Annotated in this window: 14 protein-coding genes; 4 read left to right on the forward strand and 10 right to left on the reverse strand. The window is 68.5% G+C overall.

The genetic code is table 11. From position 1 onward, the window contains the following. Positions 1 to 26: 26 nt before the first annotated feature. Together purL and BMX29_RS08115 are read right to left on the reverse strand one after the other, a co-directional pair. A complete protein-coding gene (purL, locus tag BMX29_RS08110) occupies positions 27 to 2,186 on the reverse strand; it encodes a phosphoribosylformylglycinamidine synthase subunit PurL (RefSeq protein WP_092811811.1) in 2,160 nt (719 codons plus the stop codon). A 517-nt stretch (positions 2,187 to 2,703) separates the two neighbouring features. Then, complete coding sequence (locus BMX29_RS08115) at positions 2,704 to 2,931, reverse strand: DUF1127 domain-containing protein (protein ID WP_043841661.1); 228 nt, start codon at positions 2,929 to 2,931, stop codon at positions 2,704 to 2,706. Between the two features lie 96 nt (positions 2,932 to 3,027). Here BMX29_RS08115 and BMX29_RS08120 point away from each other — a divergent pair, with 96 nt between their 5' ends. From BMX29_RS08120 to rpsI, 3 genes are all read left to right on the forward strand, one after another. Then, positions 3,028 to 4,428, forward strand: coding sequence for an aminotransferase-like domain-containing protein (locus tag BMX29_RS08120; protein ID WP_092811813.1), 1,401 nt, complete (start codon positions 3,028 to 3,030; stop codon positions 4,426 to 4,428). A gap of 184 nt (positions 4,429 to 4,612) precedes the next feature. Then, positions 4,613 to 5,077 carry a 50S ribosomal protein L13 gene (rplM, locus tag BMX29_RS08125; RefSeq protein ID WP_043841657.1) on the forward strand — a complete coding sequence of 155 codons (465 nt, stop codon included), beginning with the start codon at positions 4,613 to 4,615 and terminating at the stop codon, positions 5,075 to 5,077. A gap of 3 nt (positions 5,078 to 5,080) precedes the next feature. Beyond that, positions 5,081 to 5,572 carry a 30S ribosomal protein S9 gene (gene rpsI, locus BMX29_RS08130; RefSeq protein WP_043841655.1) on the forward strand — a complete coding sequence of 164 codons (492 nt, stop codon included), beginning with the start codon at positions 5,081 to 5,083 and terminating at the stop codon, positions 5,570 to 5,572. Between the two features lie 202 nt (positions 5,573 to 5,774). Here rpsI and BMX29_RS08135 read toward each other — a convergent pair whose 3' ends face one another. From BMX29_RS08135 to BMX29_RS08150, 4 genes are all read right to left on the reverse strand, one after another. Continuing rightward, positions 5,775 to 6,902 (reverse strand): glycosyltransferase family 4 protein, encoded by a 1,128-nt coding sequence (locus tag BMX29_RS08135; protein ID WP_092811815.1) that lies wholly within the window; start codon positions 6,900 to 6,902, stop codon positions 5,775 to 5,777. Positions 6,903 to 6,905: 3 nt separating this feature from the next. After that, positions 6,906 to 7,523, reverse strand: coding sequence for a TetR/AcrR family transcriptional regulator (locus tag BMX29_RS08140; RefSeq protein ID WP_043841651.1), 618 nt, complete (start codon positions 7,521 to 7,523; stop codon positions 6,906 to 6,908). Positions 7,524 to 7,629: 106 nt separating this feature from the next. Continuing rightward, a complete protein-coding gene (locus tag BMX29_RS08145) occupies positions 7,630 to 8,604 on the reverse strand; it encodes an alpha/beta fold hydrolase (protein ID WP_043841649.1) in 975 nt (324 codons plus the stop codon). Positions 8,605 to 8,618: 14 nt separating this feature from the next. Beyond that, on the reverse strand, positions 8,619 to 9,545 hold the full coding sequence (locus BMX29_RS08150) for a homoserine O-succinyltransferase (RefSeq protein ID WP_092811817.1): 927 nt from the start codon (positions 9,543 to 9,545) through the stop codon (positions 8,619 to 8,621). Between the two features lie 172 nt (positions 9,546 to 9,717). Between BMX29_RS08150 and BMX29_RS08155 the strand changes: the two genes are divergently transcribed. Next, a complete protein-coding gene (locus BMX29_RS08155; protein ID WP_092811819.1) occupies positions 9,718 to 10,299 on the forward strand; it encodes a hypothetical protein in 582 nt (193 codons plus the stop codon). Here the strand turns inward: BMX29_RS08155 and BMX29_RS08160 are convergent. From BMX29_RS08160 to BMX29_RS08175, 4 genes are all read right to left on the reverse strand, one after another. Then, positions 10,296 to 11,156, reverse strand: a complete 861-nt coding sequence (locus tag BMX29_RS08160) for an ATPase (RefSeq protein WP_092811821.1) — start codon at positions 11,154 to 11,156, stop codon at positions 10,296 to 10,298. The genes BMX29_RS08155 and BMX29_RS08160 overlap by 4 nt on opposite strands. Positions 11,157 to 11,209: 53 nt before the next feature. After that, positions 11,210 to 12,127, reverse strand: a complete 918-nt coding sequence (locus tag BMX29_RS08165) for a DMT family transporter (RefSeq protein WP_092811823.1) — start codon at positions 12,125 to 12,127, stop codon at positions 11,210 to 11,212. A 110-nt stretch (positions 12,128 to 12,237) separates the two neighbouring features. Next, entirely contained in the window at positions 12,238 to 13,539 is a 1,302-nt protein-coding gene (locus tag BMX29_RS08170) for an outer membrane protein transport protein (protein ID WP_175471158.1), read from the reverse strand. Positions 13,540 to 13,660: 121 nt separating this feature from the next. Then, positions 13,661 to 14,545: a DMT family transporter gene (locus tag BMX29_RS08175; RefSeq protein ID WP_092811989.1), complete on the reverse strand. Its 885-nt coding sequence runs from the start codon at positions 14,543 to 14,545 to the stop codon at positions 13,661 to 13,663. Positions 14,546 to 14,721: the final 176 nt, after the last annotated feature.

Genomic DNA, 14,721 nt, shown 5'->3' on the forward strand with positions numbered 1-14,721 from the left:
GGGTGTTTTGACCCGCCGCACCGGTATCAGCCGAACAACTCGGCGAAGCGGCCCTTGTGGACCCCGACGAGCTCCTCCAGCGGTGCGCTCGAGCCGCCGAAACTGACCGTGTCGCCAGTGAAGCGGCCGACGCTCTCCAGCTTGACGCCGGCCTGGTGGGCGCGGGTCATCAGTTCCTCGGCCATATCGAAATTGCAGGCGATCAGGTAACGACCCTGGTCCTCGCCGAACAGCGCCTCGGTGGAGTCGCTGTCGAGGCTCACGCCCACGCCCGAAGCCGAGGCCATCTCGAAGGCCGCCAGCGCGAGGCCACCGTCGGACAGGTCGGTGCAGGCGCGGATCAGGTCGCGGTTGGCGCGGATGAACTCGCCGTTGCGCCGCTCGGTCTCGAGGTCGACGGGGGGCGCATCGCCCTCGTCGCGCAGGAAGACCTCGGACAGAAGCGCCGAGCGGCCGAGATGCGTGCCCGGCCCGCCGAGCACGATGGCCACGTGACCTTCGCGCGCGCGGCCGAGGATCGGCTCCTCGTCGGCCTCGATCAGACCCACGGCGCCGATGGTCGGCGTGGGCAGGATCGCGGTGCCGTCGGTCTCGTTGTAAAGCGACACGTTGCCGGAAACGATCGGCATGTCCAGCGCCTCGCAGGCCGCGCCGATACCACGGATGGCGCCGACGAACTGGCCCATGATCTGCGGCTTTTCGGGGTTGCCGAAGTTCAGATTGTCGGTCGCGGCCAGCGGCCGCGCGCCCACGGCGCAGAGATTGCGGAACGCTTCGGCCACGGCCTGCTTGCCGCCTTCTTCCGGGTTCGCCTTGACGTAGCGCGGGGTCACGTCGGCGGTGAAGGCCAGCCGCTTGTCGGTGCCGTGCACCCGGATCACGCCGGCGCCCCAGCCCGGTCCCTCGACGGTGTCTGCCATGACCATGCTGTCGTATTGCTCGTAGACCCAGGCGCGCGAGCAGTAGTTGGGGCTGGCGAGCAAATGGCGCAGCCCGTCGATCCCGTCGATCTGTGGCACCTCCCACAGGCCTTCGGGCGTCTCGCTTTCCTCGTAGGGGCGGTCGTATTCCGGCGCGTTGCCCGACAGGGCGGAAAGCGGCAGATTGGCCTTTTCCTCGCCGCCGTGGACGATGACGAAGCGGTCCTCGGGGATGGTCTCGCCGACGATGGCGAAGTCCAGGTCCCACTTGTCGAACACCGCGCGGGCCTCGGCCTCTTTCGCGGGGTCGAGCACCATGAGCATCCGCTCCTGGCTCTCCGACAGCATCATCTCGTAGGCGGTCATGTTCCGCTCGCGGCAAGGCACCCGGTCAAGGTCGAGCCGGATTCCGAGGCCACCCTTGTCGCCCATCTCCACGGCCGAGCAGGTCAGGCCTGCCGCGCCCATGTCCTGGATCGACACGACGGCGCCGGTCTCCATCAGCTCGAGGCAGGCTTCCATCAGCCGCTTCTCGGTGAAGGGGTCGCCGACCTGAACGGTGGGCCGCTTTTCCTCGATAGTCTCGTCGAACTCGGCCGAAGCCATGGTCGCGCCGCCGACGCCATCGCGGCCGGTCTTGGCGCCGAGATAGACCACGGGGCGCCCGACGCCCGAAGCTGCTGAGTAAAAGATCTTGTCCGCGTCCGCGAGGCCCGCGGCGAAGGCGTTCACGAGGCAGTTGCCGTCATAGGCCGCGTCGAAGCGCACCTCGCCGCCCACGGTCGGCACGCCGAAAGCGTTTCCGTAGCCGCCGACGCCCTCGACCACACCGTGGACGAGCTGGCGCGTCTTGTGGTGATCGGGGCGTCCGAAGCTGAGCGCATTCATCGCCGCGATGGGTCGCGCGCCCATGGTGAAGACATCGCGAAGGATGCCACCCACACCCGTCGCCGCGCCCTGGTAGGGCTCGATATAGGAGGGGTGGTTGTGGCTCTCCATCTTGAAGACCACCGCCTGGCCGTCACCGATGTCGACGACGCCCGCGTTCTCGCCGGGGCCGCAGATGACCTGGGGCCCGGAGGTCGGCAGGGTGCGGAGCCACTTCTTGGACGACTTGTAGGAGCAGTGCTCGTTCCACATGGCCGAGAAGATGCCGAGTTCCGTGAAGGTCGGCTCGCGGCCGCAGATCTCGAGAATGCGGTCGTATTCCTCGGTCCGGAGGCCGTGGGCCTCGATCAATTCCGTGGTGATGGCCGGTTCCTGCATTGCGCACCCCTGTCGTGGTCTCGCGCGCTCTTTAGGGCAGAGGGCGCGCGGGGGGAAGGGCAGAGGGCGCGCGCGCGTGAAATGCGGCGGGCGGGACAGGCTGCGCCGCGACGAGGTCGAATGCGGTCGCGGAGATGCGGGAATTCATCGCTGGTTCGGGAGGGGGGAGCGCCAATGATCCCGGCTGCGAGCGAAGCCTCCACGCGCACCGGCCTATTCGCCAGACCTTTTGCGCGGGAAGCCTACGTTGTGCCGCGCGCATCTTCCTGAGAGGGCACCTTGGCGAAGTCTCCCAGCGCTCGGTTGTCTTTCGGCGCTTTGCAATTTCTCGCAGACCACCGGGCAATCGCCTGCGCCCTTCCAATGTCGAGCGCGGCTTGCGTCACTGTGCCCTCTCGCTGCCGAGGCGAGGGGGCGGCGCATGGGCACAGTCGATCCGCACTGAAAGGTCCGCATCACATGAAAAAAAGAGCCGCCCGCAGGCGGCTCAGGGGAAGAGGTTCCGGCAGGACAGGGATCAGGCCTGCCAGAACTTACGGCGGGCTTCCGTCAAGGCAGTCCGCCGATCGAGGCCGATGTCGCGCAGCATGTGGTCGTCGAGATCGGCCAGCGCGATGCGTGTTCGGCGGCGTTCGGACCACTTGGTGAGCGTGACCGCCACCTTCAGCGCCAGAGCGGCTGAGGGTGCGAGCCGGGTCTGTCGGCCGAGAAAGGCCGTCTGCTGGAAGTGCGGGGCGGTCGTCATCGGATGTTCCTTCGAAAATTGTATTGACACAATATGGCTGATCGCCATACTGGAAAGATACAATCGAGGTTTAATCCGGTCGAGAGAAATATTGTCATGGATACAATAAAGGCGGCCTATGACTCGGCGCCTCCAGCGGCGAAGTACCGGCGACTGGCTCACGCCTTGTGCGGGATGATTTCGGATGGCGGTTTGACCGCCGGCGATCGCCTTCCGCCGGTGCGCGACCTTGCCTACGCTCTGGGGGTCACGCCGGGCACGGTTGCGCGCGCCTACGCCATCCTCACCGACGAGGGGTGGGCCGATGGCCAGGTGGGGCGGGGCACCTTCGTCGCCGCACCGGGCGCCGCCGAGCAGGGGGCAGAACCCGAATACCCGCCACGCAACGGCGCGCCGGACGCCACCCGAATCGCGCTTTTCGGGCCCAGCGTGCCGGATATGGGACAGGTGGGCCTGATCAACGCCGCCTTCGCCCGCCTGGCCGATCGCCCCGCGGCGAACCTGCTGAACTACCCTTCGCGCGCAGGCTACGCCGCGGCCCGTGAGGCGGCGGTGCGCTGGCTGGGCGCGGCAGAACTTGGCCCGCTGCACCACGAGGACCTCGTCATGTGTCATGGAGGTCAGTCGGGCGTGTCGCTGGTTTTACAGACGGTGCTGCGGGGCGCGCGGCCCGTGGTGCTGGTCGAGGAGCTGTCCTACCCGGGATTCCGGCGAGCCGCGGAGCTGATGCGCGCCGAGGTCGTCTCGGTCCCGATGGACGGCGAGGGATTGATCCCGGAGGCGCTGGACCGGATCGTCGCCGAAACCGGCGCCCAGGTGCTTTGTACCAGCCCGGAGGTGCACAATCCGACGGGCATTTGCACACCAGCGAACCGGCGCGAGGCCATCGCCCGGGTCGCCCGGCGACGCGGACTGCACGTGCTCGAGGACGATTGCTACCGCCTCGGAGGGCGGCGCGGCGCGACCTACCGCGCGCTCTTGCCCGATCTCGGCTGGTACGTGGCCTCATTGTCGAAGGGGCTGACCCCGGCGCTTCGCATCGGCTTTGCGGTGGCGCCGCGCGCGGAGGCAGGTGCGTTGAGGCGTTCCGCCGAGCACGGGTTCTTCGGACTGGCCCGCCCGCTGGCGGACCTCGTGGAGGACATGCTTCCGCGCGCCGATACCGCGGCGATGCTGACCGCGATCCGCGAGGAATTCGGCCGCTATGTGCGTGCGGCGGTCAACGCGCTCGGGGGGTTCGACCTGACCTGGCACGAGGAGGTGCCGTTCCTGTGGCTGCGGCTGCCCGAGGGCTGGCGCGCTGCGGCGTTCGTCCAGGCCGCCGAGGCGGAGGGGCTCCAGCTGCGTACCGCAGAGGACTTCGCCCTTCGCGACGGCTTCGCACCCCACGCGGTGCGGATCGCCGTCAACGCGCAGGTCTCGCTGGCGAGCTTCGAGGCCGGCATGCTGCGGCTCCGCGGCCTTCTCGACAATCCGCCGGAGCGCATCGCCGTATGAGGCATGGGGTATATTGATACCTATTTTGCAAGACATTGATGTGTAATGGAAAATTGCAGGAACCCGTGCTTGACCGTGTGCGCGCGATGTTTATAACCCGCCCATCGGATTTGCCGGGGACGCCGCCGCCGTGCGCGACGGCCCCCGCGAGACGCACACACGAAACACCAGGGGATACCCCGTCATGAAAACCTTCTCTGCAACGCCTGCAGACATCGACAAGAAGTGGGTCGTCGTCGACGCCGAGGGCGTCGTCCTCGGCCGTCTCGCGTCGATCGTCGCGTCGCGTCTGCGTGGCAAGCACAAGCCGTCGTTCACGCCGCACATGGACATGGGCGACAACGTCATCGTCATCAACGCCGACAAGGTGCAGCTGACCGGCAAGAAGCGCCAGGAAAACTTCTACTGGCACACCGGCCACCCGGGCGGCATCAAGGCGCGCACCAAGGAGCAGATCCTCGAGGGGGCGCACCCCGAGCGCGTCGTGTTCCAGGCTGTCAAGCGCATGCTGCCGGGCAACCGCCTGGCCAAGCAGCAGCTGACCAACCTGCGCATCTACGCCGGCGCGGAGCATCCGCACGAGGCGCAGTCGCCGGAGACGCTCGACGTCAAGGGCATGAACTCCAAGAACACCCGGATGGCGAAATAAACCATGGCAGACCAGATCAACTCCCTCGAAGAGCTGGGTGAAGCGGCGGGCGTCGAAGCCACGCCCGAGGCCGAGGCCCAGATCACCCGCGAACCGCAGCGCGACGAGTTCGGCCGCTCCTACGCGACCGGTCGCCGCAAGGACGCCACCGCGCGCGTCTGGATCAAGCCGGGCTCCGGCAAGGTCACCGTCAACGGCAAGCCGCTGAACGAGTACTTTGCACGCCCCGTGCTGCAGATGATCCTGAACCAGGCGTTCACCGTGTCGGGCACCGTCGACCAGTTCGACGTGATGGCGACCGTGAAGGGCGGCGGCCTCTCGGGCCAGGCCGGCGCGGTCAAGCACGGCATCAGCCGCGCGCTGCAGCTTTACGATCCCTCGCTGCGCCCCGCGCTGAAGGCGGCAGGCTTCCTGACCCGCGACAGCCGGACTGTCGAGCGCAAGAAGTACGGCCGCGCCAAGGCACGCCGCAGCTTCCAGTTCTCGAAGCGCTGATACAGGCCGGGCCCTCGGCCCCGCCAGTGGAACAAATGCACCGCCGCCCCCATCGGGGCGGCGGTTTTCTTTTTTCGAAGCGGTTTACGCGATGCCGAGGCGCGTTTCCCGCGCAGCGGAGAAACGGCGCGCTCAAGGGCAGGGACGCGCGGCGTGGTGACGGTCTTGTGCGTATCCGGGGATATCGCAATAGCGGCGAATCCTACCGGCGCAGACCGTCGTAGATCTCCTCCATCCGCGCGAGATGCGTGGCCAGCGAGAAGCGGCTCTCGGCATCGGCCCGGGCTGCTACGGTCATCGCGGCGGTGCGGTCCGGTTCGGACAGGAGGCGAACGCCTGCCTCCGCAAAGGCGCCCGCGTCGTCCGGCGGGGCGAGGAGCGCCGAGCGGCCGTGATCGAAGATCTCCGGTGTGCCGCCCTCGTCCGTGGCCACCACCGGAACGCCCGCGAAGGCGGCCTCGATCAGCGTACGGCCAAGCGCCTCGTGCCGCGCCGGCGCGATCAGAAGGTCGAGCCCGGCGAGATAGGGCGCGAACGGAAAGCGCGGGCCCATGATCTGCACGCGGTCACCGAGCGGCCCGGCGGCGATGCGCGCCGCGACCGCGTCGGCGAGCGGCGGGCGGGCCTCTCCGAACATCGGAAAGACGGCGTCGGCGGGCAGGCCGGCCCCGGCCATGCGTTCGGCGATCTCGACGAACAGGAGCGGACGCTTCCGGTCGGTCAGGTTCGACACGAAGCCCACGACGGGACCGTCCCCGGTGGTGCCCATCTCGGTCCGGATCAGCGACCGCGAGGCGGCGGCGTCGTGCTCGGGCGGGGCGGTGAAGGGGTTGTAGACCACCTCGGCCTCGGCCCGCGCGGCGGGGGCGAAGCTCTCGCGCACGAAGCGGGACACCGCGATCAGGTGCGCGGCATCACGGGTGAAAACGGGCAGGTCGCGGCCGGGGCTGGGTGTCCGCTGGTGCCAGACGTGCGGTACACGCGCCGCGCGCGCGGCCACGCCCCAGGCGAGGTGCATTCGCTGGTCATGGGTGTGCACCACGTCGATCTTCAGCGCCCGCAACGTCGGCACGAGCGCGGCCGCCGCGGCTCGGATGCGCAGCGGTTGCCGCCAGCGCGGGCGTAACTTCGGCGGGTGGACGCGCGGCAGGGGCTGCGGCTCGATCCCCTCGCGCGCGAGATAGTCGGTGAGCAGACCATGTTCGTGCACGCCGACCACGACCTCGTGGCGCATGGGATCGAGAGCTTTGGCCAACGTCAGCGACGAGACGTGCGAGCCGCCGACCGTGTCGCCCACATAGGGGAAGAGGATGCGCAGCGGGCGGCCCAAGGCTCAGGTGTCCGGGGGCAGGAGGCCGAGGCCTCGCAGATAGACGCCGATCCCGGTCTCGAGCAGGTCTTCGGGCGGGTAGGGCGAGCGGTTGCCGGGCGAGTTGCGCGCGAACAGCTCGACCACCCCGTGGCTCATCGCCCAGATGTGCGCCGAGAACATCGAACCAGGCGGGCGGCGGTCGGCGGGGATGTGCTGCGCGAGGTCGTCGGCCGCACGTTCAAGAACCGACCAAGCCCGATGCGCGACCTGTGCAAGCTCGGGCGACCGGTTCACCGCCACGCCGCTTTCGAACATCGAGATGTAGTGGCCGGGATGCTCGCGCGCGAACGCGAGGTAGGCCCGTCCCGTGGCCTCGAACGCCGCGAGCGCCGAGGGCTGGCCGCTCTGGTATGCGCGCTCCATGACCTCGCAGAACATCTCGTAGCCCTGTCGCGCGGCTTCCGCGATCAGGTCCTCGCGCCCGTCGAAATGACGATAGACCGCGGCGGGGGTGACGCCCGCGCGCTTGGCGGCCTCGGACAGGGTGAAGCCTGCGGGGCCCTTCTCTTCGATCAGGACCAGTGCCGCGTCGACCAGCGCCTGCCGGAGATTGCCGTGATGGTAGCCGCGTTTGGGCATGATCTGAGCGAGGTCCGGGTCGGAGGAGGGAAGCGAAGGGCGTGCCGACCGATGTAGAATGTAAATCGTTTTCACGCAACGGCGCGGCCGCGCTCAACGGCCCGTCTCAGCGCAGTCCGGCCCGAGAGGCCGCCCGGTCGATGGCGGCGACGATGGCATCCGGTGCGACCTGGTGCGGCATGTGGCCGATCCCGTCGAGCACGGTCAGGCGCGCGTTCGGCAGTCGCTCGACCAGACGGCGTGAATGCACGTCGAGCGGCACGATTTCGTCCTCGTCGCCATGCACCAGCTCGACCGGGAGGTCGAGGCGCGGGTAGCGCTCGGACATCGATACGACATGCGGCCGAAGCGTATTCACCTGCCGCGCGTTGGCGCGCAGCGAGGCGGGGCGGAGCGTCAGGCCCGCGCCCACGTAGTCGAGATAACCCGCGGGCGCCGCCTGCGGGGCAAAGATCGACGAAACGGCCTCGTTGATGCGCTTCTCGCCCGCGGTGGCAGACAGGATCGGGGCCAGAAGCGCGCCACCGACCGACGAGCCCAGCACCGCGTACTGCGCACCGAGGTCGCCCGGCCACGGCATCGTCGCGCCGGAGACCACGACCAGCGCCGAGGCGTCCTGTTCGAGGCCCCAGGCCATGGCGACCGCGCCGCCGTAGGAATGGCCCAGCACGATGGGGTTTTCCACGCCCAGTTGCGCCGCCGCGCGGGCAAGCATGTCGGCCTGGACGGCCGGGCTTTCGGCGTCGGTGTCGAAGGCGCCGCCGTAATTCTCGCTTGCGCGCTCGGTGTAGCCGAGGCCGGGACGGTCGAAGGCGATCACCCGGTAGCGGTCGGTCAGCCGGTCGGCCAGACGGAAGGTGAAGTCGCGCAGGTTGCCGCTGGCACCGTGGATCAGCACGAGGTCGGGACCCGAGCCCTCGATCCAGGCGTGGACGCGCTGTCCGTCGACCTCCACGAACTGACCGATCGGCGGCCAGCGCGCCTCGGCGCTGCCGGTTCGCGCCGTGGCGCCCCGGTCGGTGGCGGTGGCGCAGGCGGTGAGCGTCAGGGCCACGAGGCCGAGGACGAGCTTGAAGGTCATGGACGCCTCGAAAATCAGATATCGGTGCCGATCCGGCTGATGTCGTACGGCGTCTTGAGGTAGACCTCTCCGATCCAGTTGCCATAGAGCAGGTGCGCGTGGCTCCGCCACCGGTTCTGCGGCGGGCGCGAGGGATCATCGTCGGGATAGTAGTTGGCGGGCACCTCCACCGGCGTGCCGGCCGCCACGTCGCGGTCGTATTCCTCTTTCAACGTGCCGGAATCGTATTCCAGATGGTTGAAGATGTAGAGCGCGCGGTGGTCCGGGTCCTCGACCAACGCCGGGCCGGTCTCGTCGGCGTCGATCAGGATGGGCAAGCCCGCGGCCTCGATTTCCTCGCGCCGCAGCTCGGTCCAGCGCGAGACCGGCATCACCATGTCGTCGGCAAAGCCCCGGAGGTAGGGCGAGGCCGGTTCGAGCACGCGGTGGCGCACGCAGCCGAAGGCCTTGCGCTCGAGCAGGTGCTTGGGCACGCCGTGGAAGTGGTGGATCATCGCCATCCCGCCCCAGCACACGCCCATGGTCGACTGCACGTGGGTCTGGGTCCAGTCGAAGACCTGCGCCAGCTCGTCCCAGTAGGTGACATCGGAATAGTCGAGATGCTCGATCGGCGCGCCGGTGATGATGAGGCCGTCGAACTTCTCGCCCGTGGCCGCGACGTCCGCGAACGGGCGATAGAAGCTCTCCATGTGGGTCGCGGCGGTGTTGCGCGTCTCGTGGCTGGTCATCCGGATCAGCGACAGCTCGATCTGAAGCGGCGTCGCGCCGATCAGGCGGGCGAACTGGTTCTCGGTCGCGATCTTCTTGGGCATCAGGTTGAGGAGCCCGATCCGCAGGGGGCGGATGTCCTGCTTGGCGGCCAGCTCCTCGGACATGACCATGACGCCCTCGCGGTTGAGGACGTCGAAGGCGGGCAGGTCGGCGGGGAGCTTGATCGGCATTGGGTGTCCTGCGGGTGGAGGGCGCGAGCCGCAGAGATAGGACGATCGGTCCCGGGCCTCAAGCAGGGCGCGCGCACGGCCTGCAGCCGTGCCGCGGGCTTTGACCGAAGCGCGGCGCTGTGCTCTGCTCCGCGGCATCGCATTTCTAACGACACATTTCAGGACGGACACCATGCACGGACATTTCCTGTCTTTCTTCCTGCTTGCCTCCATGGCCATTCCCGCCGCCGCACAGGACGACGATCCTATGGCCTTCCAACGCTGCATCTGGCGCTGCCTCGCGGCGGAGGGGCCTGCCGACAACCCGGCCTATCACCAGTGCGTCGCGCGGGTCTGCGGCGACGAGCCGGGCACGGGCGGCGGCAACGCTTCAAGCAGCGGTGATCCCACCAGGGCGTGGCAGGTCGGGCGGGCGCCGGACGGACGGGCCTATGCCGGCGTCGACGGCGTGCGAGGTCAGAGCGGGCTTTATTACTTCTGCGGCGACGGCGCGGGAACGCTGCGGGTCGTGGGCATCGACGGCGGCGAGCGGCGGTTGATCGTCGACGTGGACGGCCGGCAGTTCGACACCGGGTTCGAGCGCAGCGCGCAGGGCGACTTTCCCGAGGCGCGCATGGCCCCTTCGGACCCGCTCTTGCAGGCGCTGCAGTCGGGCAGCCGGGTCAAGGTCCTGAGCGACGAGCTGGGCGCGGTGGTCGACGCCACGCTTTCGGGATCGTCCCGCGCGCTCGGGCAGGTGATCTCGGGCTGCTAGTCCGCCGGAAGGGCGGCGGCGATCACCTCGTCGAAATCGGCGGCGTCCCGGACCCGGGCCATGTCCTCGGCCTCGACCGTGATGCCCCAGTTCCGGGCCATCGCCTCGTAGAGCGGCTGACGGTGGGCCAGTGCCTGCGCGTAGGTCCAGCGGATGAACGCGTCGGGGTCCACGGCGTCCTCGGCCACGCCCTCGGCGGCGACGTAGTCGCGCCATGCCCGGTCGAGGAAGTCGGGGCTATAGGCCATCGGCTTGGGCGCGCGGTCGAAGCGGCGGACGAGTTCCGCGGTATGGGCGTCCGAGCCGCGGATCCAGACCATCAGGCAGCGCTGCGAGAGGTCCGACAGGATCGGGTCCTCGGGGTCTTCGGGATCGACCCATTCGCAGATCGAGCCCCCGGTATCGCAGACGAAATGCGGATAGCCGTAGAGCGCCTCGGCCCGGTCGATGAAGTAGCCCGTGTCGAGCAGTGCGCGTTCCTCGGCGCGGGCAAAGCGGTCCTGCCGCCGGCGATAGGTGTCGATGTCGAGGCCGCCGCGCGCGGGGTCGCCGGGCTTGCCCAGGTAGGACGACACCGCACCGAGATTGTGGAACGTGATGTTCGAGCCGATGTAGATCGAGTCCGACATCAGAAGGTCGCGCAGGAACGGCACCCGCATGGCTTCGGCCTTGGCGTTGTCGGTGATGTACTCGCCCATGTAGCGGGTGCCGATGCGGTAATCGATCGAGTAGTGAAACCAGCTGCCGCTCTCGCGCAGGATGTTGGAGACGTGGGTCTTTCCGAGCCCCGACATGGCGAAGAGCAGCACGCGCTTCTTCGGGGCGTCGCGCCAGGCGCGGGCGGTGGGGTAGATCATGGCGCGCTCCGTCGGGATGGTCCGGCACTGGGTAGCCAGCGGCGCGGGCGGCGTCAAACGGCGCGCGCGGGCCTCCGGCGGAACAGTCGGCCGTCTAGGATCGCAAGCCCCAGTGCCAGAAGCCCGAAACCGCTCCAGGCGTTGGGGTCGAGCGTCTCGCCGCGGACGGTGGCGCCCAGCGTGATCGCCACCGGCGGGATCAGCAGCGTCACCAGAAGCAGCGTCCCCGCGCCAGCAAGGGCGAGGATGCGCCAGTAGAGCAGATAGGCGCAGGCCGTGGCGATCAGCGCGTAATAGCCCACCGCCAGCCACGTGTCGGGGGCGAGCGATATCGGAGGCGCGCCCTCGATCAGGATGGCGAGCGGCGCCATGACGATGGTGGCGCCTGTCAGCATCCCCGCCGCGGCCACCTCGGGGCGCAGGTCCGAAAGCCATGCACGGCCCGCGGCCCCGGCAACAGCGTAGGACAGGGTGCCGACGATCACCGCAGCCTGCGCGAGGCTCTGGGCGTCGAGATCGGCCAGAGCCTGCCAGCCGATCGCGGTGGCCACGCCGGCAAAGCCCGTGGCGACGCCGAGTGCCTTGCGGGTGCTCAGCCGCTCGTCCGAAAATACCAGCGCCGCCACAAGCACGCCCCAGATCGCGGTCGTCGCGTTGAGGATCGAGGTCAGTCCGGTGGTGATGTGCAACTGGCCCCACGCCATCAGCGAGAACGGAACCGCGTTGTTCAGGACTCCCATCACCAGGAAAGCGCCCCAGACGCGGGGGCTCCGGGGCACCGGCAGGCGGCGCCCGGCGACGTAGAGCCAGAGCGCCAGCGCGGCGGGGGCGACACGGTAGAGAACCGACGTCAGCGGCGCGATCTCGTCCAGCGCCGTGCGAATGGCAAGGAATGACGTGCCCCACACGAGCGCGAGCAGGATCAGCATGGCCCAGGCGCGGGCGGGGATGTCGGACGGAGCGGTGGTCATGGCACCGGTATGCCCCTGGACGCGCGTTCGCGCGACCCGGAACCTGCGCAAAAGAAAACGGGGCGCCCGAAGGCGCCCCGCTTTGTCCGTCTCGCGGCGTCGTGCGCCGATCAGAAGGTATATTCCGCGCGCAGGCCGATGCCGACCGCGTGGTTGTCGTCGAACGTCGCGACCGGGCGGCCGGCGACTTCGGCTTCGGCATCGCCGAGCCAGGAGTAGTTCACGCCGCCGGACACGGTGAGGCCGCCGTTGTTGTAGCGTCCTCCGAGGGTCAGGCCCCAGAGCCCGTCCGTCGGCCCGAGCGGCGAGACGAGGCCGCTGTCGCTCTCGGGTTCGTAGATCACGTTCATCGAGCCGGCGAAGGCCTTGGTGAACGCCCGGCCGACGCCGACCGAGTAGCGATGTCCGTCCTCGAGGTTCACGAGGTCCGACCCGAGCGCGGTCGGCACCACGTTGACGGCCGAGAAGTCCGTCCAGCGATAGCTGGCCAGCAGCAGCGTGCCCGGCGCGATGCCGGTCTGGAAGTCGAGGTTCAGCGACGCGGGCGTCACGTAGTCGACCTCCGACTCGATGACGCGGCCGAGAAGACGCTCGGTCGTGTCGGCCTCGTGCTCGATCTCGAAGCTGTAGGTCGCGGCGAACCGCAGGGCGATGTCCGGAATCTCGTAGGCGGCGCCGATGATGTAGCCGGGCTGGGTGTCCTGCTCCATCTCGAACTGGTACCCGTCGGTGGCGGCGAAGCCCTGCGAGGTGTCCTGGAACGCCGCGCCAAGCGCCTGCGTGGTGCCGGCGCCGTAAGTGCCGTCGATCTGACCGGCGGCGGTGGGGCTGCCGGCGAGGGCCGCGCCGAGCGTCGAGCTGTCGAGAAGCGGCGCGCCGGGCGCGTTGGCCTGCGTTTGCTGGTTGAAGCCGCGGGTGGTCGCGGCGGTCGAGATCGCCTGGTTATAGGCGACACCGTTCAGATCGACGTCTGCGCGCACGCGCTCGGCCTTGATACCGGCGAAGACGCTGAAGCGGTCGGTCACGCGGTAGCGCCCGACGAACGTCAGCGCCTCGCTTTCCAGATCAGCGAAGGTGCCGCCGAGGTTGGTCGTCAGCGGGTTGTTGTCGTAATCGACGTTCACGCCGTAGGGCTCGTCGAAGATCAGCGCGTAGTTGAACTTTTCGTTCACCGCGTTGGTGTAGCTGAGCGTCGTGGTCGTGTAGCTTTCGGCGGGCTCATAGTCGGCGTCGAGGTCGTCGGTGCCGCTGACGCTCGGCTTCACGTAGCCGAAGCTGATCCCGGCCGTGTTGTCCTCGGCAAAGATCGGCAGGACGCTCTGGCCCGAGCGGTCGAGGCCCGCGGCCTGCGCGCCGCCTGCTGCGGCTAGCGTCAGCGCAAGCGCCGATGCGCCATAGCTCAGTCGTTTCATTGGTGTTCCCCTCATCCCGACAGATGTCTCCTCTTAGGGGAAAGCTAGCGGGCGGATTGTCGCCGGGTCAATTTTGACCCGGCGTCACAGCGACGTGACCCGCCGCTGCGTCACTATTAAATCACAACTGCCGCTCTCGCCGGATGTTCAGATAGTTGGCCGAGAAAATGATCGCCGCGCCAAGGAAAACCGCCGGCTCCAGCGGCTCCGAGTAAAGCGCCATGCCCAGCAGCGCGATCACGGGAAGCCGCGCGAAGTCGATGGGCATTACAACCGTGGCGGGTGCGAGCCGCAGCGCCGTGGTCAGACAGTAATGGGCCATCAGCCCAGCCGCGCCGATCACGCAAACCAGCGGCCAGGCCCCCGCGTCGGGCACGGCGATGTCGCCGTCGATACCGGCGCAGACAAGGCCGAATGCCGCCTGCATCGTCGTCAGCCAGAACAGGATCGAGGTGATCCCTTCGGTCCGGGTGAGCTTGCGGGTAAAGACCGCCGAGCCAGCGAATCCCACAGCCGCGCCGGCCGCGGCCAGCAGGTTCGGATCGAAGGTCGCGGGCGACGGGCGGGCCACGATCAGGATGCCCACGAAACCAGCGAGCCCCGCAAGCACCCGCGCACGCGTCAGCCGCTCTCCCAGCACCAGCGGCGACAGGAGCATCACCCACAGCGGCGAAGAGAACTCCACGGCGAACACTTGCGCCAGCGGTACCGTCGCCACCGCGTAGAACCACAGGTTCTGGCCCGCGAAATGACTGAGGTTGCGCACCGCGTGCAGACCCATGCGCTGCGCCCGGATCTGGCGGCGCGCACCAGTCAGGCTGCTGACCGTGAGCACCAGCGCGATGCCGATCAGCGATCGGTAGAGCATGATCTCGAACGTATCGAGATCGAGGCTGACCTCGCGCCCGGCGATCGCCATGGCCGAAAAGGACGCGATTGCGCCGGTCATCCAGAGCGCGGCTGTCACGGTGTCCGACCGCGGGGTAGGCAGGGAGGTGGTAGTCATGCGCGGCATGTGACGCGCACCGCCGTGGATTGGCAAGCAGCTGCTTGACCCGCGACGTTGCAGCGAAGCGCGTTTTGCGACGCGATAAGCCGCGACTCCCACAATAACAGAGGCTGCGCCGCTTCCGGTGTCTCTGCGGCCGCCGAATTACGTGCCGGGTTCGGAGGCCAAACCAC

Source organism: Roseivivax marinus, assembly GCF_900109705.1.
GTDB classification, from domain to species: Bacteria; Pseudomonadota; Alphaproteobacteria; order Rhodobacterales; family Rhodobacteraceae; genus Roseivivax; species Roseivivax marinus.

Excerpts from the sequence above, each read along its gene's own strand:
- rpsI (WP_043841655.1), top strand. The coding sequence starts at position 5,081 with ATGGCAGACCAGATCAACTCCCTCGAAGAGCTGGGTGAAGCGGCGGGC.
- rplM (WP_043841657.1), top strand. The coding sequence starts at position 4,613 with ATGAAAACCTTCTCTGCAACGCCTGCAGACATCGACAAGAAGTGGGTC.
- BMX29_RS08140 (WP_043841651.1), bottom strand. The coding sequence starts at position 7,523 with ATGCCCAAACGCGGCTACCATCACGGCAATCTCCGGCAGGCGCTGGTC.
- BMX29_RS08165 (WP_092811823.1), bottom strand. The coding sequence starts at position 12,127 with ATGACCACCGCTCCGTCCGACATCCCCGCCCGCGCCTGGGCCATGCTG.
- BMX29_RS08155 (WP_092811819.1), top strand. The coding sequence starts at position 9,718 with ATGCACGGACATTTCCTGTCTTTCTTCCTGCTTGCCTCCATGGCCATT.
- BMX29_RS08145 (WP_043841649.1), bottom strand. The coding sequence starts at position 8,604 with ATGACCTTCAAGCTCGTCCTCGGCCTCGTGGCCCTGACGCTCACCGCC.
- BMX29_RS08160 (WP_092811821.1), bottom strand. The coding sequence starts at position 11,156 with ATGATCTACCCCACCGCCCGCGCCTGGCGCGACGCCCCGAAGAAGCGC.
- BMX29_RS08115 (WP_043841661.1), bottom strand. The coding sequence starts at position 2,931 with ATGACGACCGCCCCGCACTTCCAGCAGACGGCCTTTCTCGGCCGACAG.
- BMX29_RS08120 (WP_092811813.1), top strand. The coding sequence starts at position 3,028 with ATGGATACAATAAAGGCGGCCTATGACTCGGCGCCTCCAGCGGCGAAG.
- BMX29_RS08175 (WP_092811989.1), bottom strand. The coding sequence starts at position 14,545 with ATGACTACCACCTCCCTGCCTACCCCGCGGTCGGACACCGTGACAGCC.
- BMX29_RS08150 (WP_092811817.1), bottom strand. The coding sequence starts at position 9,545 with ATGCCGATCAAGCTCCCCGCCGACCTGCCCGCCTTCGACGTCCTCAAC.
- BMX29_RS08170 (WP_175471158.1), bottom strand. The coding sequence starts at position 13,539 with ATGAAACGACTGAGCTATGGCGCATCGGCGCTTGCGCTGACGCTAGCC.
- purL (WP_092811811.1), bottom strand. The coding sequence starts at position 2,186 with ATGCAGGAACCGGCCATCACCACGGAATTGATCGAGGCCCACGGCCTC.